The following is a 21,011-nucleotide window of genomic DNA, read 5'->3' on the forward strand; positions in this document are numbered from 1 at the left end:
GCGGTGCTGCTGAGCGGCGTAGCGGTGATCGGAAGCGGGGCTGTGGTGGGGTTCATGAACCTCCCCGGTCGTACGGCAGCGCCGGCGTCGAGCCCCAACGGTGCGCAGACGTCGTCCGTGCCGATCACGCGTTCCGACATGGTGGACACCAAACAGGTCAGCGGCACCCTCGGGTACGCGGGCCGCCGCATCCAGCCGAACCGCGCCAGCGGGGTGGTCACGGCCACCCGCGCCGAGGGAACGGTGGTGCGTCGGGGCGGCTGGCTGTACAAGGTGGAGGGCAAACCGGTGTTCCTGATGTATGGCGCCGTCCCGATGTATCGGCGCCTTGGTGTCGGCACCACAGGCCCGGATGTCCAGCAGCTGGAGCTGAACCTGGTCAAGCTGGGATACAAGTCCGGCACGGTCGACAAGACCTTTACCGCTGTGACCGCCCAGGCGGTGTGGGCCTGGCAGCGCGATAAGGGGCTGGTGGCGACGGGCAGGGCGGAGGTGAGCCAAGTGATCTTCTCGAGGGGCGCGCTTCGGATCGCGGAAAACACCAAGGAGGCGGGGGATGCCGCTGAAGGTTCGGTGGTGACAACAACCAGGACCGAACGGGCTATCACCATCAAACTGGAGACCTCCAACCAGCAATTCGCTCGAAAGGGCGCCAGGGTGAGGGTGCAACTGCCGGACGGCAAGAAGGTCGCTGGAACGATCTCCTCTGTCGGGACCATCGCACGGCCCGGGAAGGATGCGGACAGTCCGGCAACGATCGATGTCAGTGTCAAGGTCGGCGGCGAACTGGGCAGGCTGGATCAGGCGCCGGTCACGGTCGAGCTACGAACCGGGCGCCGCAAGGACGTGCTGTCGGTGCCGGTCGAGGCACTGATCGCGCGAGAAGGCGGCCAGTACGGTGTGCGGGTGGTGCAGGGCGGGACCCGGCAGGTGGTGCCGGTCGAGACGGGCCTGTTCACGGGGAGCCGTGTCGAGATCTCTGGTGCCGGCCTGTCGGAGGGCGTGAGAGTCGAGGTTCCCAAGCTATGACCGCCGTCGTCGAGCTGACCAAGGTGACCAAGGAGTTTCCCGGTGGCGTTCTGGCGCTGCGAGGAGTGGATTTGCGCGTGGATACCGGAGAGCTGGTCGCCATGGTCGGCCCTTCCGGGTCGGGCAAATCGACCCTGCTCAACATGATCGGTACCTTGGACCGGCCAACGCAGGGCCAGGTGCGCATCGCCAGCTACGACGTGGCGCAGCTGAGCGATCACGAGCTGTCGGCGCTGCGTGCCCAGCACATCGGGTTCATCTTCCAGCAGTTCCACCTCGCGGACGGAGTTTCCGCTCTCGACAACGTCGCTGACGGTTTGCTATATGCCGGGGTGGCGCGGCGTGAACGCCGGCGACGGGCGGGTGAGGCATTGGAGCGTGTCGGCCTGGCGGATCGGCTGGAGCACCGATCGAATCAGATGTCGGGCGGGGAGCGGCAGCGGGTCGCCGTGGCCCGCGCCGTGGTCGGGGAGCCGTCGCTGGTGTTGGCCGATGAGCCGACCGGCAACCTTGACACCGCATCAGGGGCAGAGGTTCTTGCGACGTTGCGGAATCTGAACGCCGCCGGCGCCACCGTGGTGATCATCACGCACGACCTGGAGGTCGCGGCCGCCGCGCCACGCCGGATCCACATCCGTGACGGCCTGGTCGTCGCGGATGAGGCCTCCGAGGCCGGCGAGATTGGAGCTCTCCGATGACGGATCGGATCGGCAAAGCACGGCTGACCCCGGCCCGGATGAACCTGGAGGATGTGGCGCGGGTGGGTGTGGCGGGGCTACGGGCCCGGCCCACGCGGGCCGTGCTGTCCGCGTTGGGGATCGCCATCGGCATCGCGACCATGGTGGCGGTGCTGGGCATCTCCTCCTCCAGCCAGGCTCGCGTCATGGAGACCCTGGATGAGCTGGGGACGAACATGTTGACCGTCGCCCCCGGCAAGCAGTTCTCCGAGAAGAAAGCCAGGCTGCCGAAGAACGCGGGCCGGATGATCCGGGGCGTGGAGCATGTCGCCATGGCCGGTCAGACCGGTGATACCGGCAAGGCCATCTACCGCAACGATCGCATCCCTTCGACGCGCACCGGTGGCCTTCAGGTCCGCGCCACATCCCTGGATCTGCTGGAGGTCCTGCAGACCCCTGTCCACAGCGGAAGGTGGCACGATGCGGCCACCGCGGCGCAACGCACCGTGGTGCTGGGATCCACGGCCGCCACACGGCTCGCCGCCACCGCCGGAGACTCGGTGTGGATCAACGGTCAGTGGTGGACGGTGATCGGGGTCCTGGCCGAATCGCCACTGGCGGAGGACGTCGACGTGGCCGCGCTGGTCGGCTTCGCCGCGGCGGATGCCTTCCTCGGTTTCGATGGACACCCGACCTTGGTCTACACGAAGATCGCTGAGGAGAAGGTCACGGAGGTCAGGGCGTTGCTGAATCACGCGGCGAACCCGGAGCATCCAGAAGAGGTCACGGTCAGCCGCCCCTCCGACGCTCTGGAGGCGAGGGCCGCGGTGGCGGGGGCATTCACCAGCCTGTTGCTTGGTGTCGGCGGCGTGGCCCTGCTGGTGGGCGGGGTCGGCATCGCCAACACGATGATCATCTCGGTACTGGAGCGGCGTCGTGAGATCGGCCTGCGTCGCGCGCTCGGGGCCACCACCGCCCAGGTTCGCATCCAGTTTCTCGCCGAATCCCTGATTTTGGCCGGGGCGGGCGGGCTCACCGGCTCGCTGTTGGGAGTGGTCGGCACCATCGGGTTCGCGCTGACACAAGGGTTGCCGCCGGTCGTGCCCACGTGGGTGATCGGCGGCGGACTCGGCGCCACACTCGCCGTCGGCGCCATCGCCGGACTCTACCCGGCGATGCGGGCCGCTCGGATGTCGCCGACGCTGGCCCTGTCCGCCTGAGACGTACCATGACGACCGACATCCAGGAGCATCGAACATGCGCGTGCTGGTTGCCGAAGATGAGAAAGGCCTGGCCGACATCATCGGCACCGGGCTGCGCAAGGCCCGGATGGCCGTGGACGTCGTCTATGACGGGGACGCGGCCCTGGAACGGGCGATGACCAATGAATACGACGTGATCGTGCTCGATCGGGACTTACCCGAGATCCACGGTGACGATGTCTGCCGGAGGCTGATGGAGGCGCAGGTCCCCGCACGGATCATCATGCTCACCGCCGCGGGTGACCTGTGGTCGAAGGTGGAGGGGCTGAGCCTGGGTTCTGACGATTACCTCGCCAAGCCCTTCGACTTTCCCGAGCTCGTCGCCCGGATCCGAGCCCTGGCACGGCGGGTGCCGACCCGGCTCCAGCCGGTTCTGCAGATGGCGGGCATCACCCTGGACCCCGCCTACCACGAAGTGCATCGCAACGGGCGCTACGTGGCTCTGAGCCCCAAGGAGTTCACGGTGCTGGAGGTCTTCATGCGGTCGGGCGGAAGCGTCGTCAGTGTCGAGGATCTGCTGGAGAAGGCATGGGACGAGAACGTCGACTACTTCACCAACTCCGTGCGGGTAACGGTGGCGACGCTGCGCAAGAAGCTGGGACCGCCACCGGTAATTCAAACCGTGATCGGAGCGGGCTACCGTCTCGTCGCCCCTGGCCACGGAGCACCGTCAGGGTCCGGCTGACCGCGCTCTATGCCAGCCCCTTCCTCATCATGGCCGTGGTCATGCTGCTCGCGGTGAACCTGCTGCTCAGCAGCGCGCTTGGGGTGAGCGTCTCCGTCTCGGGCCGAGCACCTCAGCCCTCGGCCGCCGGGGCGCCGACCCGGGGCGAAGTCGACCAGGAAGCGGTGTTCCAAGGCCACCTTCAGCTGCAGTATGAACTCCTGAGGTACCAATGGGCCGCCACCGCGATCATCATCGCTGTCCTGACGGTGGTCTCCGTAATCCTGGGCTGGTGGCTGGCCGGACGCGTCCTGCGCCCGATTCGCAGCGTCACCTCCACGGCCCGCCGACTGTCCCTGTCCAACCTCCATCAGCGGATCGCGATGCAGGGCCCCGACGATGAGCTCAAGGAGCTCGCCGACACCTTCGATGACATGCTCGACCGGCTCGAGCGCTCGACCGATGCTCAGCGCCGGTTCGCCGCCAACGCCTCCCATGAGCTCAAGACACCCCTGGCGCTGGACCGGGCGCTGCTGCAGGTGGCGTTCGGCGAACTTCCCGAGGAGATGCTGGAGGCCCGGGATGAACTCCTCGCCTCCAACAGCCGCCAGCATCGGCTCATCGACGGACTCCTGATGCTGGCCGCGGCAGAACACACGCTGACCAACGCAGAGCCCGTCGATCTGGCCGACCTGGCCCGGCGTGTCCTCTGCGAGCACCCCGGCGCGACGGTGGACCTGTCACCGGCCCTCACCTCCGGCGATCCCGTTCTGGTGGAGCGGTTGATCGCGAATCTCGTGGAGAACGCCGAGAAGTACAACGACCAGCGTAGGTTCATCGCCGTCCGGACCGGAACGGGCAATGGAGGCGCGGTCCTCACCGTGGAGAACACCGGGCAGGAGATTGCCCACGAGGTGGTGTCATCGCTGTTCGAGCCGTTCCGGCGCCTCACCAGCGACCGTACCGAGTCGGTGTCCGGCGCGGGCCTCGGCCTGTCGATCGTGGCCGCCATCACACGCGTCCACGGAGGCACGATCGATGCCGTCCCCCGCACCGGCGGCGGCCTCGCCGTGACGGTACGACTCCCGGACATGGGGTCAGTGTTGAAAGCGCAGCTAAGGTTCTCAACGGGCGGCCGGGGGTAAAGCAACGCAGCGACTCCACCCATGTGATCAGTTGCCGTGCGGGACCTGAATCGGCTCGAGCTGGCCGGAAACCGAGACTTTTCGTTCCGTTGCTCGTCGCGCCCCGGCTCATCCCCGACCCGGACGCCGTCCGCGCTGTCTGGGACGACGCCGCCGCCGCGCCCAACTGGTCCGGCCCGGCGCTCTGGCTCCACGGCGACCTGCATCCGGCCAACGTCCTCACCGCGGACGGCACCATCTGCGGCGTGATCGACTTCGGCGACCTGTTCGCCGGCGATCCTGCCTGCGACCTCGCCGCCGCGTGGATTCTGCTGCCGGACGACACCGCCGACCTCTTCCACGCCGCCTACCAGCCGGCCCCGGACGCCGCGACCCTGCGCCGCGCCCGCGGGTGGGCAGTGCTCCGTGCCCTCAGCGGCCTCCTCATCGGCGAAGCCGGCGTCCGCGGCCGCCCAGGCGGCAAGCCCGCCTGGGGCCTACCCGCCCACGCCGCGTTGCGGCGCCTCATCGCAACGGCCCATCGCTGATCGATCGCCTCTCCACACGCTCGAATACCTTCGCGCCGGACCCCACCATGCTCGGCATGCTGGGGTCTACTTGCCTGATGTACCTGACAGACCTCCAAGCGGCTGACCAGCCAGTTCACTTGACAACCCCAGATAGCCTGCGAAGTCGGCCTTGGAGTCCATGGCTTTGCGGGTGCTGGCGCCACCGCTTGGGCGGAGCGGGATGCCCAGGTCATGGGCTCGGCGGGTGATGTAGTTGGTGCTGGTGCCCTTCTCACGTGCGATATCCGCTAGTGTCCTGCGGCGTGTGACGTACTGCTCGTATAGCCAGTCTGGGTCGATGGCGTTGTGGTGTTTGAAGTAGCGGCCGACCTTGCGTAGCTCGATGCCGTACTCCGCTGCGAGTCTGGTTACGGTGGCTTTCGATACGCCGATGTCGAGCGCGATGGTGCGCGCAGACTGATGTTCGTCGAGGTAGCGGCGGCGAAATTCCTCCTCCGTAAGTACTTGGCGGGCGGCGTGGCGCACTTGCCCAAGGGCACGGGCCTGGGCCGCGGTGAGCGGCGCAGCCGGAATCGGGTGTTCCTCCAGAACGAGACGCACGGCCTCGATGCTGACGCCGAGAGTCTGGGCGGCCGATCCGGCTGGGTAACGGCGTCCCCCGGTCAACTCGTGCAGGCGATCGATGTCGATGGTGGACGGGTCAGTGCCGGGCAGTTCGAGACCGTCGAGTAGGCCGAGCGGTGGCCACCAGACCACCGGTTCGCTCCGCAGCCCGCATCCGCTGACGAAGTCGCGTGCGACTTGTTTGAGGGCGTCCGCGAGCTGCGGAGACCACACCTCAGTGAAGCGCTCTGCTTCTGAGCGGAAGGAGTACACGTCAGCGGTGGGAAAGTCGGGCGCATGGTTGACAGGCATGCCGCTGATCTGGCTGAACAGAACACATCGCGCGATACGGGCCCGTCGCCCGCCTCCTGGGGAATGGCCGGTTTGGCGGCAGATCTCCACCCATTGCTTGGCCGGTAGCAGGTTCGAGTAGTCCAGGGTGCGGCGGCGCTGGTAGTCGATGGGAATGTCGTTCTCGTCCAAGTAATGTGCGAGGCGAATCAGGGCTGTGGCGACCGGTTCCCAACACTGCCGATCGTGCAGCATCTGCAGTACGCGCGATAGTGACTTGCCGTCGCTGGCCGATCCGAGCATTGATGCAGCCGCGTCGAGTTCGAGTTTGGTTCCAACCAGAAGCACCCCCGCAGCCAGCACGGGTGCCAGGATGCGCTGGTAAGCGCCGCTGGAGGGGCTCAGCCGCACGGCCCATGACGGCCACAGCGCGGCGGGGAGTTTGTTTGAGCGCCGACTGACCTGCCGGGCGGTGACAGACGGAGGGGAGGGAAGCGCGACGGTTTGGTACCGCAGTTGGTCACTCGGGCGAAGCAATGGTCCGAGCGCGGCCAGTTGTATCGTCCGTAGAACCGTGCCGGTGCCTCGGCCCCAGCCTCGGATGGTGGTGGTCGTGGTCTTCTCAGATCCGTTGCGGGACTTACCGATCACCGTGCGTAGGGCGTGGGCGGCTGAGCTCAGCTGCGCCACGCCGAGCACCTGCATCGCGGCGATGACCGCGGCTGCCGTCATCGCCGATGTGGGCGGTGCCATGAACCCTGGGCGGCTCGCCTCCCGTCGCTCTGGCTCGTTGCTCGGCTGGGAGGTGATGTGGGCGTTGAGGATGTCGGCGGGAACCCTTGCCGCCAAGTCGTCAGCGCCCAGGTGGGTCAGCATCCGACTAGCAACTGCGCGCAGTTCGGAAAGCGCCACGGCGGAGGGCTGAGGATGCCGGTAATACTGGCCGAATTCTGCACGGTCGGTCTCGATCATGTTCGTGATCAGGCGTTGGGCCTCAATCGCGGGATGGCCCGTGGGCAGGCGGAGAGCCTCAGCCTGGGTGAGGTCCTGGTCGCATTCGCGCGGGGCGTCGGGGTCAGCGGTTCGGGGCGGGCGGGTGCCGCAGTGTCCCGGGATCGGCAGGCTGCGGCGAGAGAAGGGGCGTCTTCGTGTCAGGCGTCCACATCCTTGGCAGGTGTCCACGAGTAGGAGGGAGTGGTGGGTGCAGGCGAACGACCAGCCCAGGCGCCACTCCAGCTTCCATCGTCCGGCGCTCTCGGCCAGGCAGTCGGGGCAGTATCGCGACCCGGTGCCCCGCCCCCATAGCCGGTGCCGGTTGACCTGCCGCTTCGCGCGATCGATCAACAGTGCTCGACCGTCGAAGTGCGCCAGAGTCATGGCATGCACACGCTGGTCGTCCAGGCCGGTGGCGAAGGCGATGCCGGCGGCTTCGCGCTCGCTCAGGGCGATGGTCCAGTCGCGGGGACGGGTCCAGCCGGGCGCCTCGTCCCCGGCCCTGGTTAACAGGCCGAGGCTGGAGAGCACATCGCCGTAGCTGGTTTGCGTCCGGTGCGCGAGTGCCTCCAGCCAGGAGTCCAGGGACTCTCCGGGAAGCGGTGCCATCCGGATCGGTAGCGTCCGCAAGGTGGTCACGCTCGCCGCCGCGCAGATCGTTTCGGCTTGCTGGTGTTCTTGCCGCCGGCCAGCAGAGCCTCCCACCGCGCCTGCTGATCTTGCGCGGCCCGGTCGAGTTTGATCGTGGTCATCAGCTCCAGGGTCAAGCGCTCCTCCCCGGTTCGGATCGCCCGCAGGCACGCTCGTTTGATCAGGGTCATCAGGGAGCCGATGTGCCCGTTGCAGCGGGCGTAGAGGTGATCGGACAGGTCGTCGGCGAGCATGCCGGGATGCTTATCGGCCAGCACCAAGCGCTGTTCCAGGGAGAGCAGGAAGCTGCGCCACTGCGTGCGCCCGGCCTCGTCATCGATCGTGAACGGATCCAGATCAAGCGGGGTGACGCGGCGTTCGAGCTGCGGATCGTCGTAAAGGCCCTTGTCCTTCAAGCCGTGCCCGATGAAAAGGATCATCAGTGGGAACTCATTGGCGATCGTCTTGAACTGGTTGGCCAGTTCGGTCCCGCGAATCGACCGGAATCGGAGGAACTGCAGGTCGTCGACCAGCAGGAGCCGTGACTCGCAGGACAGGGCGCAGTCTAGGGCGCGGGATAGGAACGAGTTCGCGGTCCCGCTGTTGCGCCCGGAGTGGGCGAAGAACTCCAGCATCGCCCAGTTGAAGTCCTTGACCGTGGTGTCGCCCATCATCCCGACCCGGATCACCGGCCACCGCTCGTGCCCGGCTGCGGTGAACCGGCCGTGCTCGCGGATCAGGTCGTTGTGGACGCGCTTGGCGAACGACAGTCCGACCGTGGTCTTGCCCAGGCCGGGGAACGCGTCGACGGCGGCCATCCCCTTGGCCTCCCAGTTCGGCTGGTCCAAGCCGGCCTGGAGGATGTCGGTCAAATCCGCGACGAGCTGGCTTGCCTGTGCGGTCTTGATCGGACGCAGGTTGGCGAGGAACCTGCGGCGCCACAGATCGTGCTCGGCCTTCGCCTCTGGGCTCAAAGCCTTGAGGCCGGACCTGGTCATGTCTGGAGGGCGGGGGAAATCCGGCGCCTCGGCGAACGTCGCAAAGCCTTCCTTCCTGGTCAGGGTCAAATCGTCGAGTGCAAGGGTCCTCCACGCTGGATCCTCCCGTGGCACCTGGACCTCAGACAGGATCACAGGTCCTCCAGGGCATCGGCGTAGAAGGACTCCTCGTCGAGTTCGGCATCCTCGCCAAGCACCCCGCCCTCGAAGTCTTCGGCGTCCGCGGCGTCATCGTCCCCGCCGATGTCGGCGGGCTCTCGCACGAGCTCGCGCGGGGGCTGCTTGTCCCACTCAACGGCGAACGCGATCTGTTCCCTGGCCGCACGCAGCGCGATCCGCCGCTCGGCCAGCGTCATGCCCAGCCCCAACTGCCAGCGCTCGAGCAGTTCGGACACCGCCAGGCGGTCGTTGGAGTACGGGTGCTTCGTCGCGGCGAGCTTGCGACCGTACTCCAGAGCGTCCTCGCTCAGCGGGAAACTGCGGCTGGCCGCGTGCTCCCAATCCAGCTGGTGCCAGGTCCGGTCCAGGTCACGGAAGTAGGCGTGGTCGATGTCGTCCGGGTTGACCTGGATCGGCCACTTGCCGCCCAGATACGGGCTCGGGCGCCCGTCGAGGTAGAGACCAGGGCCGTTGTAGCGCCGACCGTCGATCTCGACCCCGTAGGGCTGGATGGTGCGCCACTTGGTCTCCAAGAACTCCAGCGCCAGGAATCTGTCCCGGGGAACCTCGATGTAACCGGCCCTGGCCATCCCGTGCTCGAACATCTGCGCTGGCGACATGCGCAGCCCCGGGACCGCCGGGTCGATCAGACTCGAGTGGGGTGTGAGGTGATAGGTCGCCGCGATCCATTGCCGGATCCGGTCGAACAATTCGTCGATGTAGTAGAACGCCTCCCGTTCAGGCGCCTCGCCCCGGGAGAAGAGATCCAGGCCCTTGTAGCCGGGCAGGGTGTGCAGCAGCCCTTCCCTCAACGTCTTGAAGAACCGTTCGACCGGCCCCTTGTCCCGGCCCGTCCGGAGCCGGACCGGCTGGATGGAGATGCCCATCCGGGCGCAGACGCTGCGCAGATGCTCTGAGACGTAGATCTTCCCGTGGTCGATCACCACGGTCTCGGGCACTAACGCGGGTCCTGCCGCCTTCGCCATCGGCCCATCGATCGCCGTCGGGTCGATCAGCACCGAACGGGGGATGCCGTGCTCGGGCCAGACCGCCTCGCGTGGCCAGTGCGCCGCGACCGGTAACGGCCGGTATGCCTGGAAGAGGGCCGCGGCCGCGTCCACCGCCTTCGTGGACACCGGCGTCAGCCGGATCCCCACGATGCAGCGGGTGTACCAATCCATCACGACGGTCAGCTCGCAGTTGATCCACCGCAGAGTCACCGGATCCAGCGCGAACACGTCCAGCCGGGTGGTGTCCATCAGCAGGTACTCACCCGGCCGGGTCGGGCGCAGACGCCCGAACACCTCCCGGGGCCGTCCGGCGATGTCCCGGTTCCGCTTCGTACTCAACCGGAACGTCGGGTGCTGCCGCTCCAGCGCTTCCAACGCCTCATATGCCTTGGACTGGCCGGGCATGTCCACCGCGCCCTCACCGAATCGTGCGACCAGGCGTGCCCGCGTGCGTTCGATCACCTCGATGCGCTGCGGTTTGGACTGGTCGGTGTACTCGACCATCACCTCCAGCGCCGTCTCAACCCACCTCGGGTCGAGACGGTCGAGGATCGTCGTTCCACGGGCGCGGGGCGCGAGCCCGGCCGCTCCTCGTTCCTCAACCGCGGCCACCCACCGCTTGATGGTGCGTACTGAGACGTCCAACTCCCGCGCCTTGGCCGCATATCTGGTCATCTTCGGCAAACCGGGGTCGTACTCAGGTCTCGGCTCACCGGGCGCCGCCAGCTCGGAACTGCCCGACCGGTAGCCGCACCGCACCTCTCGAACATGTCCCACCAGGCCTGCTACACGTTCCTGTTCAGCACGGTCGAGCCGCGAGAGCACCACCGAGGCGACATCGTCGACATCCCCCGAGCAGGCTCCGGCTTCCTCGGGAACGATCGTGGCCCGGTCGGAGAACAGCAGCTCTTTGACCGAGACCCGCAGCATCCGCCCTCTGCCGTCCTTGAGCACCACCTCGTTGCCCGCACCGGTCGCTGCGAATTCGACGACTTCGACGGCCTCCCCGTCGTAGACGAGCCGCGCCCCAATGCCAAGCCGCACTGTGCCATGGCTCATGACGATCTCCTCAGAACGGTGCCTGGGCATAGCCGGATGCTCAGATCAGCCCTGAACCGTCCGGTCCAGAGCAGGTGGAGGACAGCCGCCCGTACCAGCCTCGGGTCGAAGCTCGACACCGTTGCGAAGGCCTCCCGCAACGTCACCCCGTCCGTCACGCTTGCCTCCAACGCGGCCACGAGACCGGGTGAGAACAACCAAGGCCTGCGATACCCGGCGAGAAACCGGATGTTCTCGGTCTCGACCGGATCCGGCTCGCTCCACACTTCAAAACCCCAGCCGCGCGACTCGATTACCCGCCTGCTCCAGGCGAAGGTGAACGCGACCTCTGGACGCGCCAGCCGCCGTGCCGGCTTCACATCTACCACCAGCGGACCAGACTCGGTCATCAGCAGGAAATCGGGGATGTGCCGACGCTCAGCGCCCTCCACCTGGGCCGTCATCAGAAACGGCTGAGCCACGATCCGAGAGACCGACCGGTCGAAGTCGGCAAATAGAAGCCGCGCCAGCTCAAGCCGGGACTCATAGATCACATGTGAGCCCTCGGTAGCAGACCAGAATGCACCCGAATAGTGCTTCTGACCATGGTGCCAGCGGAACGTCCGCCACGGCCCGGCCGCAAGCATCTCCTGCACCGGCGCATCCATGAACCGGCACGACACCGCCGCGGTCCCGTTCGGCGACTTTGCGCGGACCTCGGCCGAACCTACGACATCAGCATCCGACAAGAGCACCTCGACCCCTCAGGGAGACCTGGCAGGTGCCCTCATCATGGGCTCCAATGACCCCACCGTCACCAAAAACGCCAACAACATCACTAGATAGTGCGACCCTGTAGACCTGCGAGTCCGCGAATGGTGTCCTAAGGGCCATCTATGGGACACGGTGACGCGGAAAGGGACATCAAAGAGCGGACCCTACAATTCAGACAGTACTAGTGGGCAGCCATGTCAACAAAGCGAGAGTAATGTCCCTGGAAGGCGACAGTGACAGTGGCAGTTGGACCATTTCGATGCTTAGCAACTATAAGGTCCGCCTCACCCGCCCTGGGCGACTCGCGCTCGTAGGCATCCTCGCGATGGAGCAAGATAACCATATCCGCATCTTGTTCAATACTTCCGGATTCACGCAGATCGCTAACTTGGGGACGTTTGTCGGTTCGCTGCTCGGGACCACGGTTGAGCTGGGAGATCGCGATGACCGGCACCTCGAGCTCCTTGGCCAGCAGCTTGATGGCACGCGAAATCTCGGAGACCTCGTTCTGGCGGCTCTCAGTCTTCTTCGGCGAGCTCATCAGCTGGAGGTAGTCGATGACCACGAAGCGCAGGTCGTTGCGCTGCTTGAGCCGCCGGCACTTGGCCCTGATCTCCATCATCGACATGTTGGGCGAGTCGTCGATGAACAGCGGCGCCTCGGCCACTTCACTCATCCGCCGGGCCAGCCGCGTCCAGTCGTCGTCGCCCATCATCCCCGACCGCATGGCATGCAGCGCGACCCTGGCCTCGGCGGACAACAAGCGCATGGTGATCTCATTGCGGGACATCTCCAGCGAGAAGATCACCGTGGTCATCCCATGCTTGATCGCCGCCGAACGAGCGAAGTCCAGACCTAGGGTACTTTTCCCGATTGCGGGTCGTGCGGCCACGACGATCATCTGGCCCGGGTGCAGGCCGTTCGTGAGCTGGTCGAGGTCCTGGAAGCCGGTCGGCACGCCGACCATCTGACCGCCCCGGCTGCCGATGGCCTCCAGCTCGTCCAGGGCGCCGGGCATGATGTCGGCCAGGGGTGCGTAGTCCTCGGAGGTGCGGCGCTCGGTGACCTTGTAGATCTCCGCCTGGGCGCGGTCAACGAGGTCGTCGACCTCTTCGTTCTGGCCGCCGTAGCCGTAGGAGACGATGCGGGTGCCGGCCTCGATGAGGCGGCGGAGGATGGCCTGCTCTCGGACGATCTTTGCGTAGTAGCCGGCGTTGGCCGCGGTGGGGACGACGGCCGTGAGCGTGTGGAGGTAGGCGGCGCCGCCCACCCTGGCCATCTCGCCGCGCTTTTGCAGCTCGTCGAAGACGGTGACCGCGTCGGCGGGCTCGCCCCGGCCGTAGAGGTCGGTGATGACGTCATAGATCATCTGGTGGGCGGGCCGGTAAAAGTCGTCAGCCCGAATGATCTCCACGACGTCGGCGATCGCGTCCTTCGACAGCAGCATGCCGCCCAGCACCGACTGCTCCGCCTCGATGTTGTGCGGCGGTGTGCGCTCGAAACCTGGACCTGCGTCGGTCTCTTCGTCAATGCTCACCGCGCCCCCTCGAACAACCTTGCAGGCGGTCGCACCACCCCCACTTGTAGTCGACCGGTGTGACAGTTTCGCGGAGTCCAGGCTCATCGGCAACGCGGCCTGTGGACAACCCTGTGGTCAAGCTGTGCACTATCGCCCCCAGGGTGTGAACTGCCTGTGGACGGAGGCTGGGGATAACTCTTTCTGCCATCCACCAATGAGCCTCTGAGCTGGGCTAACAGTGTCCACCGGCTGTGGAGGAAAGAAAGTTGGCCAGACACGCCGCGTAAGGCTCATAATAGGCAAATGCTCATTACATCCAGAGATAGGGAGATTCTGCGGCTGGCCGTGCCGGCGTTCGGTGCGCTGGTGGCCGAGCCGCTCTTCCTGCTCGCCGATTACGCCATCGTCGGGCACGGGCTCGGCACCACGGCGGTGGGCGCCCTGGGTGTGGCGGGCACGGTCCTGGCAGCGCTGATGAACCTGTGTGTTTTCCTCGCCTACGGCACGACGGCGTCTGTGGCGCGGCAGACGGGCGCGGGCGAGCACGTACGAGCGATGCGCAGCGGTGTGGACGGCATCTGGCTGGCATTAGGCATCGGGGCCGCGCTGATCGCGGTGTTCTGGCCCCTGGCCCCCGCGGTCGTGGAGGTGTTCGGGGCGAGCGCGGAACAGAGCGCCCAGGCCGTGACGTACCTGCGGATCAGCCTGCTGGGCGCGCCCGGCATGCTGGTCGTGCTGGCGGGCACGGGCGTGTTGCGCGGGCTGCAGGACACGGTCACGCCGCTGGTCGTGGCCGTCGGCTCGTTCGCGCTCAACGCGGCGCTCAACGCCTGGTTCGTGCTGGGGCTGGAGTGGGGCATCGCCGGGTCGGCATGGGGCACCGTGCTGGCTCAGACGCTGGGCGCGGCCGTCTATCTGGTCGTGGTGGCCAGGGGTGCGCTACAGCTCGGCACACCGCTCACGCCCGGCCTGGCCGGGCTCAAGCAGGCGGGCACGGCAGGGATCGCGCTGTTCATCCGCACCCTCTGCCTGCGGATCGTGGTGACCGCCGCCACGGTGATCGCCACCAGGATGGGCGAGGCCTCACTGGCCGCCTACGCCCTCGCCACCCAGGTGTGGACATTGCTCGTCTTCGCGCTGGACGCCATCGCCATCGCCGGCCAGGCCATCACGGGACGTGCGCTCGGCGCCGGGGACGTGGCCGCCACCAGGGCGGCGACCAAGCGCATGGTGCAGTGGGGCGTGTGGTCGGGGATCGTGCTCGGCCTGCTCGTGCTCGCCGCCAGGCCGGCGTTGCCGGGGTTGTTCGACGCCGATCCGCGGGTCGCCGAGCTGCTGCTGGCTCTGTTGTGGCCGGTGGCGCTGTTCCAGCCGGTGTGCGGGGTGGTGTTCGTGCTGGACGGCGTGCTGATCGGCGCGGGCGACCAGCGTTACCTGGCGTGGGCGGGGGTGTGGACGACGCTGGCGTACCTGCCTGCCGCCTTTCTCGCCTCCGGGTTCGGCGTGGTCGCCCTGTGGTGCGCGCTGGGCGTGTGGATGATCGCGCGGCTGATCACTCTCGTGCGCCGCGCCGCCGGCACCGCCTGGCTGGTGACCGGGGCATAGGCATACACAGCGGACCGCTGAACGCGGTCCACTGTAATCGTCTCGTGCTTGCTGTTGTCCAAGTGGTGAGACATTGTGGGCGATGTCCCTGAGCGGGGTGTTCCTTGTCCACAATTCTTCGACGACTGCCGCCTTCGGAAGCGACCGGCCTACGCACCGGCGCCAGGCACAGCCTGGCCGAGCTCTACCGCCCGGCGGACCTGGTGGTGCTCGGGCTCGGTGTGACGATCGGCGCGGGCATCTTCTCCATTGCCGGCCAGCAGGCGGCCACCACGGCCGGCCCCGGCGTGATCCTCTCCTTCATGATCGCGGGGATCGCCTGCCTGCTGGCCTGCCTGTGCTACGCCGAGCTGTCATCCACGATGCCGACCTCGGGCAGCGCCTACACCTTCACGTACGTCATCTTCGGCGAGGTCTGGGCCTGGATCATCGGCTGGGCGCTGATCCTGGAACTGCAGTTCGCCGCCGCCGTCGTGGCCAGGGCATGGGGCCTGATCGCGGTCGGCGCGATCACGAACCTCGGCGTCCGCGTGCCCAACCCCGACCTCGTCGCCGACGTCCTCGTGCTCGTGATTCTGGTGCTGCTCACCGCCATCGTTGCGCTGGGCGCCCGGGTCGGGTTGCGCGCCCTGTGGATCATGGTGTCGGCCAAGCTGCTGGCCATCGGCGCGGTCATCGTCGTGGGCCTCTTCCACCTCGACGCCGCCAACTTCGGCGAACTCTATGTGCCGTCCAAGACGTTGACGACCTCGCCGGCCACCGTGCTTGAGGTGCTCGTCGGCGAGAGCAGCGCGTTCGGCTGGTTCGGGATCTTCTCGGCGGCCTCCGCCATCGCGTTCGCGTACATCGGGTTCGACGTGGTGGCCACGGCGGCCGAGGAGACCGTCAACGCGCCGCGTGCGGTGCCCAAGGGCATGATCCGCAGCCTGGTGATCGCCACCGTCATCTACATCGCGGTGGCGCTGGTCATGGTGGGCATGGTCTCGTACACGAAGATCTCGGTGGAGGCACCGCTGACCAGCGCGTTCCGCGCGGCGGGTGTGGACTGGATGGCCCACGTCATCGACGTGGGCGCGCTGCTCGGGCTGACGACCGTGATCCTGGTGCTGATCGTGGGCCAGACGCGGGTGTTGTTCTCGATGGCACGTGACGGGCTGATCCCCCGCGGCCTGGCGGCGGTCAGCCGCCGCTATCACACGCCGTCGCGGGTGACGCTGGTGATCGGGCTGGTCGCGATCGTGCTGGCCGAGTTCGTTCCGGTGCTCACGCTGCAGGAGCTCGTGGTGATCGGAGCGCTGTTCGCCTTCGCGTTCGTGGCCGCCGGGGTGATCGTGATGCGGCGCCGCATGCCGCACCTGGAGCGGGGGTTCCGGGTGCCGCTGTCTCCGCTGGTGCCGGCGCTCTCGCTGCTGGCCACGCTCTGGCTCATGGTGAACCTGCGTGTGCTGACCTGGGCGTACTTCGTCCTGTGGATGGCCTTCGGCCTGCTGGTCTACCTTGTGTACGGCCGCCGCCACAGCCTCCTGGCCCGCCCTGCGCGCCCGGTCGACCCCGTACGCGGCCGCCACCGCCGCTAGAACCGCCTGGTCTCCAGCACGCTTCGCAGGAACTCCCTGGTCCTGGCGTTCTCCGGGTCCGTGAAGACCTTCTCCGCGGGCCCTTTCTCCAGCAGCACGCCGCCGTCGAGAAAGCACACCGTGTCCGAGATCTCGCGGCAGAAACCCATCTCGTGAGTCGCCAGGATCATGGTCATGCCGGACTCCTTGAGCTCCCTGATGATCCCCAGCACCTCGACCACCAGCTCGGGGTCGAGCGCCGAGGTCACCTCGTCGAGCAACATGAGCCTGGGCTGCGTGGCCAGCGCCCGGATGATGGCCACCCGCTGCTGCTGCCCGCCCGACAGCTGGTCGGGGTACGCCCGCGCCTTGTCCGCCAGCCCGAACTTGGCGAGCAGCTCGTGCGCCTGCTCCTCCGCCTGCTCCCTGGCCGCCTTGTGCACCCGGCGCGGCGCGAGGGTGATGTTGTCCAGCACGGTCATGTGCGGGAACAGGTTGAACGCCTGGAACACGATGCCCAGCCGCTTGCGCACGTCGTCGACGTTCACCCGGGGATCGGTGATCTCGTCGCCGTCCAGGAAGATCGTGCCGTCGTCCACCGTCTCCAGCAGGTTCACGCAGCGCAGCAGTGTGGACTTGCCCGACCCGGAGGCCCCGATCAGGCTCACCACCTCGTGCGGCTGCACCTCCAGGTCGATGCCGCGCAACACGTCGTGGCCGTGGAAGTTCTTCCACACCCCGTCGATCGTCAGAAGGCTCATGCGCCACGCCTCCGGCGGGTGCGGGCGGCCAGGTGGTCGGTGAGCCTGGCCATGGGGATGGTGAGCAGGATGAACAGCAGCGCCGCCGCCAGGTAGGGCGTGTAGTTGAAGGTCTTGGTCACGTGGATCTGCGCCTGCCTGAGGGCCTCCAGCGGGCCGATGGTGGCCACCAGCGCCGTGTCCTTCTGCAGCGAGACGAAGTCGTTCAGCAGCGGCACCACGACCCTGCGCGTGGCCTGCGGCAGCACCACGAATCGCATGGTTTTGCCGTGGCTCAGCCCGAGCGAGCGGGCCGCCGCCACCTGGCTCGGGTGGATGGACTCGATGCCGGAGCGGAAGACCTCGGCCACGTACGCGCCGTAGGACAGCGTCAACGCAATGATGCCCAGCGTCACCAGATCGGACGGGATGCCCTGGAGCCGGAGGGCGGGCAGCCCGAACCCGATCAGATAGATCACCAGAATCGTCGGCACGCCGCGGAAGATGTCGGTGTAAAGCGTGGCCAGCGCCCGGATCGGGAAGAACGCGGGCGTCCTGATCCCTCTGGCGAGCGCCACCAAGAGCCCCACGACCAGGATCAGCACCTCCGCGATCAGAAAGATCTTGACGTTGAGCATGAACCCGCTCAGCACGTCGGGCATCGCGTTGGCGAAATGCTTCCAGCTGAAGAACTTCTCCTGCACCCGCGGCCAGCCAGGCGAGTTCGTGACCCCCCACACGACCAGGACGATGAACACCACCGTCGAGGTCGTCGCGATCGAGGCCGAGCGGCGAGCGTGCGACCTGCGGATCCGCTCCCGCTCAGCCTGCCGCTCGGATTTGACCCACTCGCTCATTTCAACTCGGGAGCGCCCGCGGCCGAGCCGAGCCACTGCTGCTCGATCTTGGCCAGCTCACCCTTGGACTTCAGCGCATCCACGGCCTGGTCGACGCACGGCTTGAGCGGGCTGCCCTTCTCCATGACCAGTCCGAACTCCTCCGGCGCGCCACCAGTCGAGCTGAACTGCCCTATGATCTTCGAGTTCTCGACCTGCGCGGCGGTCACATAGAACGCCGTCGGCAGGTCCACGACCAGCGCGTCCACCTGCTTGTTCTTCAACGCGTTCACGGCGTCGATCTGCTCGTTGTACACGTTGGGGTCGTCCGCGGGCTGGATGATCTCCTGGACGGCGGCCAGCGAGGTTGTGCCCACCTGCACGCCGATCTTCGCGTCCTTCAGCTCGGCCAGGCTCTTGGCCCCGGCGTACTTACCGCCCTCAATGGCCACGACAGCCTGCTTGACCGTGTAGTAGCCCTTGCTGAAGTCGACCGCCTGAGCCCGCTCAGGCGTGATCGACACCTGGTTGATGTCGAAGTCGAACTGTTTCTCACCGGGCGCGAACGCGGAATCGAACTTGACAGTGCTCCACTGCACCTCACTCCGATCGAAGCCCAGCTCCCCTGCCACGGCAAAGGCGACCGCGCTCTCGAACCCCTGCCCGTTGCTCGGGTCGTCGTCCTTGAACCACGGCTCGAACGCCGGTTTGTCGGTCCCGATCGTCAACTTTCCGGGATTGATGAGCGCGAGCTGCTCCTTGGTACAGGCAGTGGACGTCGCCGGACTGGCTGACGTCGTGCTCGTCGTGTTGTCCACAGGCGCACAACCAACGACCGCCACGGCCAGCGCAAGCAGCATGAAGGAACGGGCCATGGCCTTGCCTCCAGGGGGAAACGTGCTAAGAACTACGGCATTCTACGCTGCCCGGACCACGGCAATCGGCCCAGGATGGGCTCGCGTAACGGCGCTCAGCCGGTGAAGGGTCAGCGGCCGTTTCCTGGAGGGCCATCAGCCGGCTACGGCGAGTGGGAAGCCACGGCACCGCGTAACAAAAAGAAAAGAGCCCCACTCCTGAAGGAGGGGGCTCTGATCAGCGAGATCAGCCCGCGACAACCTCAACATCCACAGAGGCAGACACCTCGGGGTGGAGCTTGACGGTGACGCGGTGGGCGCCGACGCTCTTGATCGGGTTGGGGATCTCGATGCGGCGGCGGTCGAGCGCGGGCCCGCCGGCGGCCTTGACCGCGTCGGCGATGTCGCCCGTGGTGATCGAGCCGAACAGGCGGCCGGACTCACCCGCGCGGGTGGCCAGGCGCACCCGCAGGGCGCCCAGTTGGCCGGCGACCTCCTTGGCGGTGCCAAGGTCGCGGATCTCGCGGGCGTCGCGAGCCTTCTTGAGCGTCTCGATCTGCTTCTCGGCCCCGCGGGTCCAGCGCATGGCGAAGCCGCGCGGGATCAGGTAGTTACGGCCGTAGCCGTCCTTGACCTCGACGACGTCGCCAGGGGCGCCGAGGCCGGAGACCTCGTTGGTGAGGATGAGCTTCATATCGACAAGTCCTCCTTAGCGCGCGGTGCTCGTGTAGGGCAGCAGGGCCACCTCACGGGCGTTCTTGATCGCGGTCGCCACGTCACGCTGGTGCTGGGTGCAGTTGCCCGTCACCCGGCGCGCACGGATCTTGCCGCGGTCGGAGATGAACTTCCGCAGCAGCGCCGTGTCCTTGTAGTCGACGTAGGAGATCTTGTCGTGGCAGAACAGGCAAACCTTCTTCTTGGGCTTGCGCAGTGCCGGCTTAGCCATCGTGGTGCTCCTTTCAGAGCCCCGCCTTTGGGGCGGGAATGGACTCGGACTTGTGGATGTGGACTAGAAGGGAGGCTCGTCGCTGAAGTCGTTGCCGCCGCCGAAGCCGCCGCCGCCCTGCTGGCCGCCACCGTAGTTGCCGCCGCCGCCACCCTGGAAGCCGCCGGGGCTCGCGCCCTGGGGCGGGGCGGGTGACGCGGAGGCCCACGGGTCGTCGGCCGGGCCGCCGCCGAAGCCGCCGCCACCGCCCTGACGGGAGGTGCGGTTGACCTTGGCGGTGGCGTTACGCAGGGACGGGCCGACCTCGTCGACCTCGACCTCGTAGACGGTGCGCTTCTCGCCTTCCTTGGTCTCGTAAGACCGCTGTTTGAGCCGCCCCTGCACGATGACCCGCATGCCGCGCTGGAGGCTCTCGGCGGCGTTCTCCGCCGCCTGCCGCCACACGTTGCAGGTCAGGAAGAGGCTCTCGCCATCTTTCCACTCGTTGGTCTGGCGATCCATGAACCGCGGAGTGGACGCGATGCGGAATCGAGCCACCGCTTGCCCCGTCGGGGTGAAGCGCAGCTCCGGGTCGTCGACGAGGTTGCCGACGATGGTGATTACGGTGTCGCCTGCTGCCATGGCTTGCGCTCGCCTTCCTGCACGCCTTCGCTTGGGTTACGGCTCAGACTACGGGTGTCCCCCGACAAAAGCCGGGGGTTAGTGCACGTCGGGCCGCAGGACCTTGGTGCGCAGGATGCCCTCGTTGAGGTTCATCTGGCGGTCGAGCTCCTTGACCGTCGCGGGCTCCGCGGACAGGTCGATGACGGCGTAAATGCCCTCGGACTTCTTGTTGATGTCGTACGCGAGCCGGCGACGGCCCCAGACGTCGACCTTCTCCACGGTGCCGCCGTCGTTGCGGACCACGGTGAGGAACTGGTCGAGGGACGGCGCGACGGTGCGCTCATCGAGCGAAGGGTCCAGGATGACCATTACTTCGTAACGACGCATGCGGGACTCCAACCTCCTCTGGACTCTTGCGGTCACGACACTCTGCCGTGACAGGAGGACGCTGGCGTTGGAACCCGGGGCGCCCACTTCGGCACCGCCGGGCGACGGATCACCCATCACAACGCAGCGTGCCCCAGGTTACCAGCCACAAGTACGTGGGAAGGCCTTTAGGAAACCTAAGGG

Annotated in this window: 19 protein-coding genes and 1 pseudogene; 8 read left to right on the forward strand and 12 right to left on the reverse strand. The window is 67.0% G+C overall.

The window, feature by feature from the left end; all coding sequences use genetic code 11:
* The first annotated feature begins 3 nt into the window (after positions 1 to 3).
* The 6 genes and pseudogenes from EDD27_RS43195 to EDD27_RS43220 form a co-directional block, all read left to right on the forward strand.
* The gene (locus EDD27_RS43195) at positions 4 to 1,029 is read left to right on the forward strand and encodes a peptidoglycan-binding protein (RefSeq protein WP_241564555.1); all 1,026 of its coding nucleotides are present in this window, start codon (positions 4 to 6) and stop codon (positions 1,027 to 1,029) included.
* Positions 1,026 to 1,727, forward strand: coding sequence for an ABC transporter ATP-binding protein (locus EDD27_RS43200; RefSeq protein WP_127937809.1), 702 nt, complete (start codon positions 1,026 to 1,028; stop codon positions 1,725 to 1,727). The genes EDD27_RS43195 and EDD27_RS43200 overlap by 4 nt, the downstream gene beginning before the upstream one ends.
* Complete coding sequence (locus EDD27_RS43205; protein ID WP_127937811.1) at positions 1,724 to 2,926, forward strand: ABC transporter permease; 1,203 nt, start codon at positions 1,724 to 1,726, stop codon at positions 2,924 to 2,926. The genes EDD27_RS43200 and EDD27_RS43205 overlap by 4 nt, the downstream gene beginning before the upstream one ends.
* 37 nt (positions 2,927 to 2,963) lie before the next feature.
* Positions 2,964 to 3,653: a response regulator transcription factor gene (locus EDD27_RS43210; protein WP_127937813.1), complete on the forward strand. Its 690-nt coding sequence runs from the start codon at positions 2,964 to 2,966 to the stop codon at positions 3,651 to 3,653.
* A gap of 29 nt (positions 3,654 to 3,682) precedes the next feature.
* Positions 3,683 to 4,777 carry a sensor histidine kinase gene (locus EDD27_RS43215; RefSeq protein ID WP_164904047.1) on the forward strand — a complete coding sequence of 365 codons (1,095 nt, stop codon included), beginning with the start codon at positions 3,683 to 3,685 and terminating at the stop codon, positions 4,775 to 4,777.
* 107 nt (positions 4,778 to 4,884) lie between these two features.
* A pseudogene (locus EDD27_RS43220) lies at positions 4,885 to 5,304 on the forward strand (phosphotransferase); the annotation flags it as partial.
* Between the two features lie 66 nt (positions 5,305 to 5,370).
* Here EDD27_RS43220 and EDD27_RS43225 read toward each other — a convergent pair.
* The 5 genes from EDD27_RS43225 to dnaB form a co-directional block, all read right to left on the reverse strand.
* Positions 5,371 to 7,812, reverse strand: a complete 2,442-nt coding sequence (locus EDD27_RS43225) for a TniQ family protein (RefSeq protein ID WP_127937817.1) — start codon at positions 7,810 to 7,812, stop codon at positions 5,371 to 5,373.
* Positions 7,809 to 8,801, reverse strand: a complete 993-nt coding sequence (locus tag EDD27_RS43230; protein WP_127937819.1) for an AAA family ATPase — start codon at positions 8,799 to 8,801, stop codon at positions 7,809 to 7,811. Before EDD27_RS43230 ends, EDD27_RS43225 begins: the two co-directional genes overlap by 4 nt.
* Positions 8,802 to 8,932: 131 nt before the next feature.
* Positions 8,933 to 11,029 (reverse strand): helix-turn-helix domain-containing protein, encoded by a 2,097-nt coding sequence (locus tag EDD27_RS43235; RefSeq protein WP_127937820.1) that lies wholly within the window; start codon positions 11,027 to 11,029, stop codon positions 8,933 to 8,935.
* A complete protein-coding gene (locus EDD27_RS43240) occupies positions 11,026 to 11,763 on the reverse strand; it encodes a TnsA-like heteromeric transposase endonuclease subunit (RefSeq protein ID WP_206641909.1) in 738 nt (245 codons plus the stop codon). Before EDD27_RS43240 ends, EDD27_RS43235 begins: the two co-directional genes overlap by 4 nt.
* Before the next feature lie 200 nt (positions 11,764 to 11,963).
* Positions 11,964 to 13,406, reverse strand: coding sequence for a replicative DNA helicase (dnaB, locus tag EDD27_RS43245; protein ID WP_241564556.1), 1,443 nt, complete (start codon positions 13,404 to 13,406; stop codon positions 11,964 to 11,966).
* Positions 13,407 to 13,604: 198 nt separating this feature from the next.
* On the opposite strand from dnaB, the gene EDD27_RS43250 reads away from it, so the two are divergent.
* Positions 13,605 to 14,906: an MATE family efflux transporter gene (locus EDD27_RS43250; protein ID WP_127937822.1), complete on the forward strand. Its 1,302-nt coding sequence runs from the start codon at positions 13,605 to 13,607 to the stop codon at positions 14,904 to 14,906.
* 104 nt (positions 14,907 to 15,010) lie between these two features.
* On the forward strand, positions 15,011 to 16,483 hold the full coding sequence (locus EDD27_RS43255; protein ID WP_241564557.1) for an APC family permease: 1,473 nt from the start codon (positions 15,011 to 15,013) through the stop codon (positions 16,481 to 16,483).
* Here the strand turns inward: EDD27_RS43255 and EDD27_RS43260 are convergent.
* From EDD27_RS43260 to rpsF, 7 genes are all read right to left on the reverse strand, one after another.
* Entirely contained in the window at positions 16,480 to 17,223 is a 744-nt protein-coding gene (locus EDD27_RS43260) for an amino acid ABC transporter ATP-binding protein (RefSeq protein WP_127937824.1), read from the reverse strand. The two genes, EDD27_RS43255 and EDD27_RS43260, sit on opposite strands and share 4 nt — an antisense overlap.
* Positions 17,220 to 18,059: an amino acid ABC transporter permease gene (locus EDD27_RS43265; protein WP_127937826.1), complete on the reverse strand. Its 840-nt coding sequence runs from the start codon at positions 18,057 to 18,059 to the stop codon at positions 17,220 to 17,222. Before EDD27_RS43265 ends, EDD27_RS43260 begins: the two co-directional genes overlap by 4 nt.
* Positions 18,056 to 18,913, reverse strand: coding sequence for an ABC transporter substrate-binding protein (locus EDD27_RS43270; protein WP_127937828.1), 858 nt, complete (start codon positions 18,911 to 18,913; stop codon positions 18,056 to 18,058). The genes EDD27_RS43265 and EDD27_RS43270 overlap by 4 nt, the downstream gene beginning before the upstream one ends.
* A gap of 226 nt (positions 18,914 to 19,139) precedes the next feature.
* Positions 19,140 to 19,586, reverse strand: a complete 447-nt coding sequence (gene rplI, locus EDD27_RS43275; RefSeq protein WP_127937830.1) for a 50S ribosomal protein L9 — start codon at positions 19,584 to 19,586, stop codon at positions 19,140 to 19,142.
* A gap of 15 nt (positions 19,587 to 19,601) precedes the next feature.
* Entirely contained in the window at positions 19,602 to 19,838 is a 237-nt protein-coding gene (rpsR, locus tag EDD27_RS43280) for a 30S ribosomal protein S18 (protein ID WP_020543048.1), read from the reverse strand.
* A gap of 63 nt (positions 19,839 to 19,901) precedes the next feature.
* Positions 19,902 to 20,459, reverse strand: coding sequence for a single-stranded DNA-binding protein (locus EDD27_RS43285; protein WP_127937832.1), 558 nt, complete (start codon positions 20,457 to 20,459; stop codon positions 19,902 to 19,904).
* Positions 20,460 to 20,537: 78 nt separating this feature from the next.
* Positions 20,538 to 20,828 carry a 30S ribosomal protein S6 gene (gene rpsF, locus EDD27_RS43290; RefSeq protein ID WP_055504125.1) on the reverse strand — a complete coding sequence of 97 codons (291 nt, stop codon included), beginning with the start codon at positions 20,826 to 20,828 and terminating at the stop codon, positions 20,538 to 20,540.
* Positions 20,829 to 21,011 lie beyond the last annotated feature (183 nt).

The sequence above is a fragment of the Nonomuraea polychroma genome (genome assembly GCF_004011505.1).
Classification (GTDB): Bacteria; Actinomycetota; Actinomycetes; order Streptosporangiales; family Streptosporangiaceae; genus Nonomuraea; species Nonomuraea polychroma.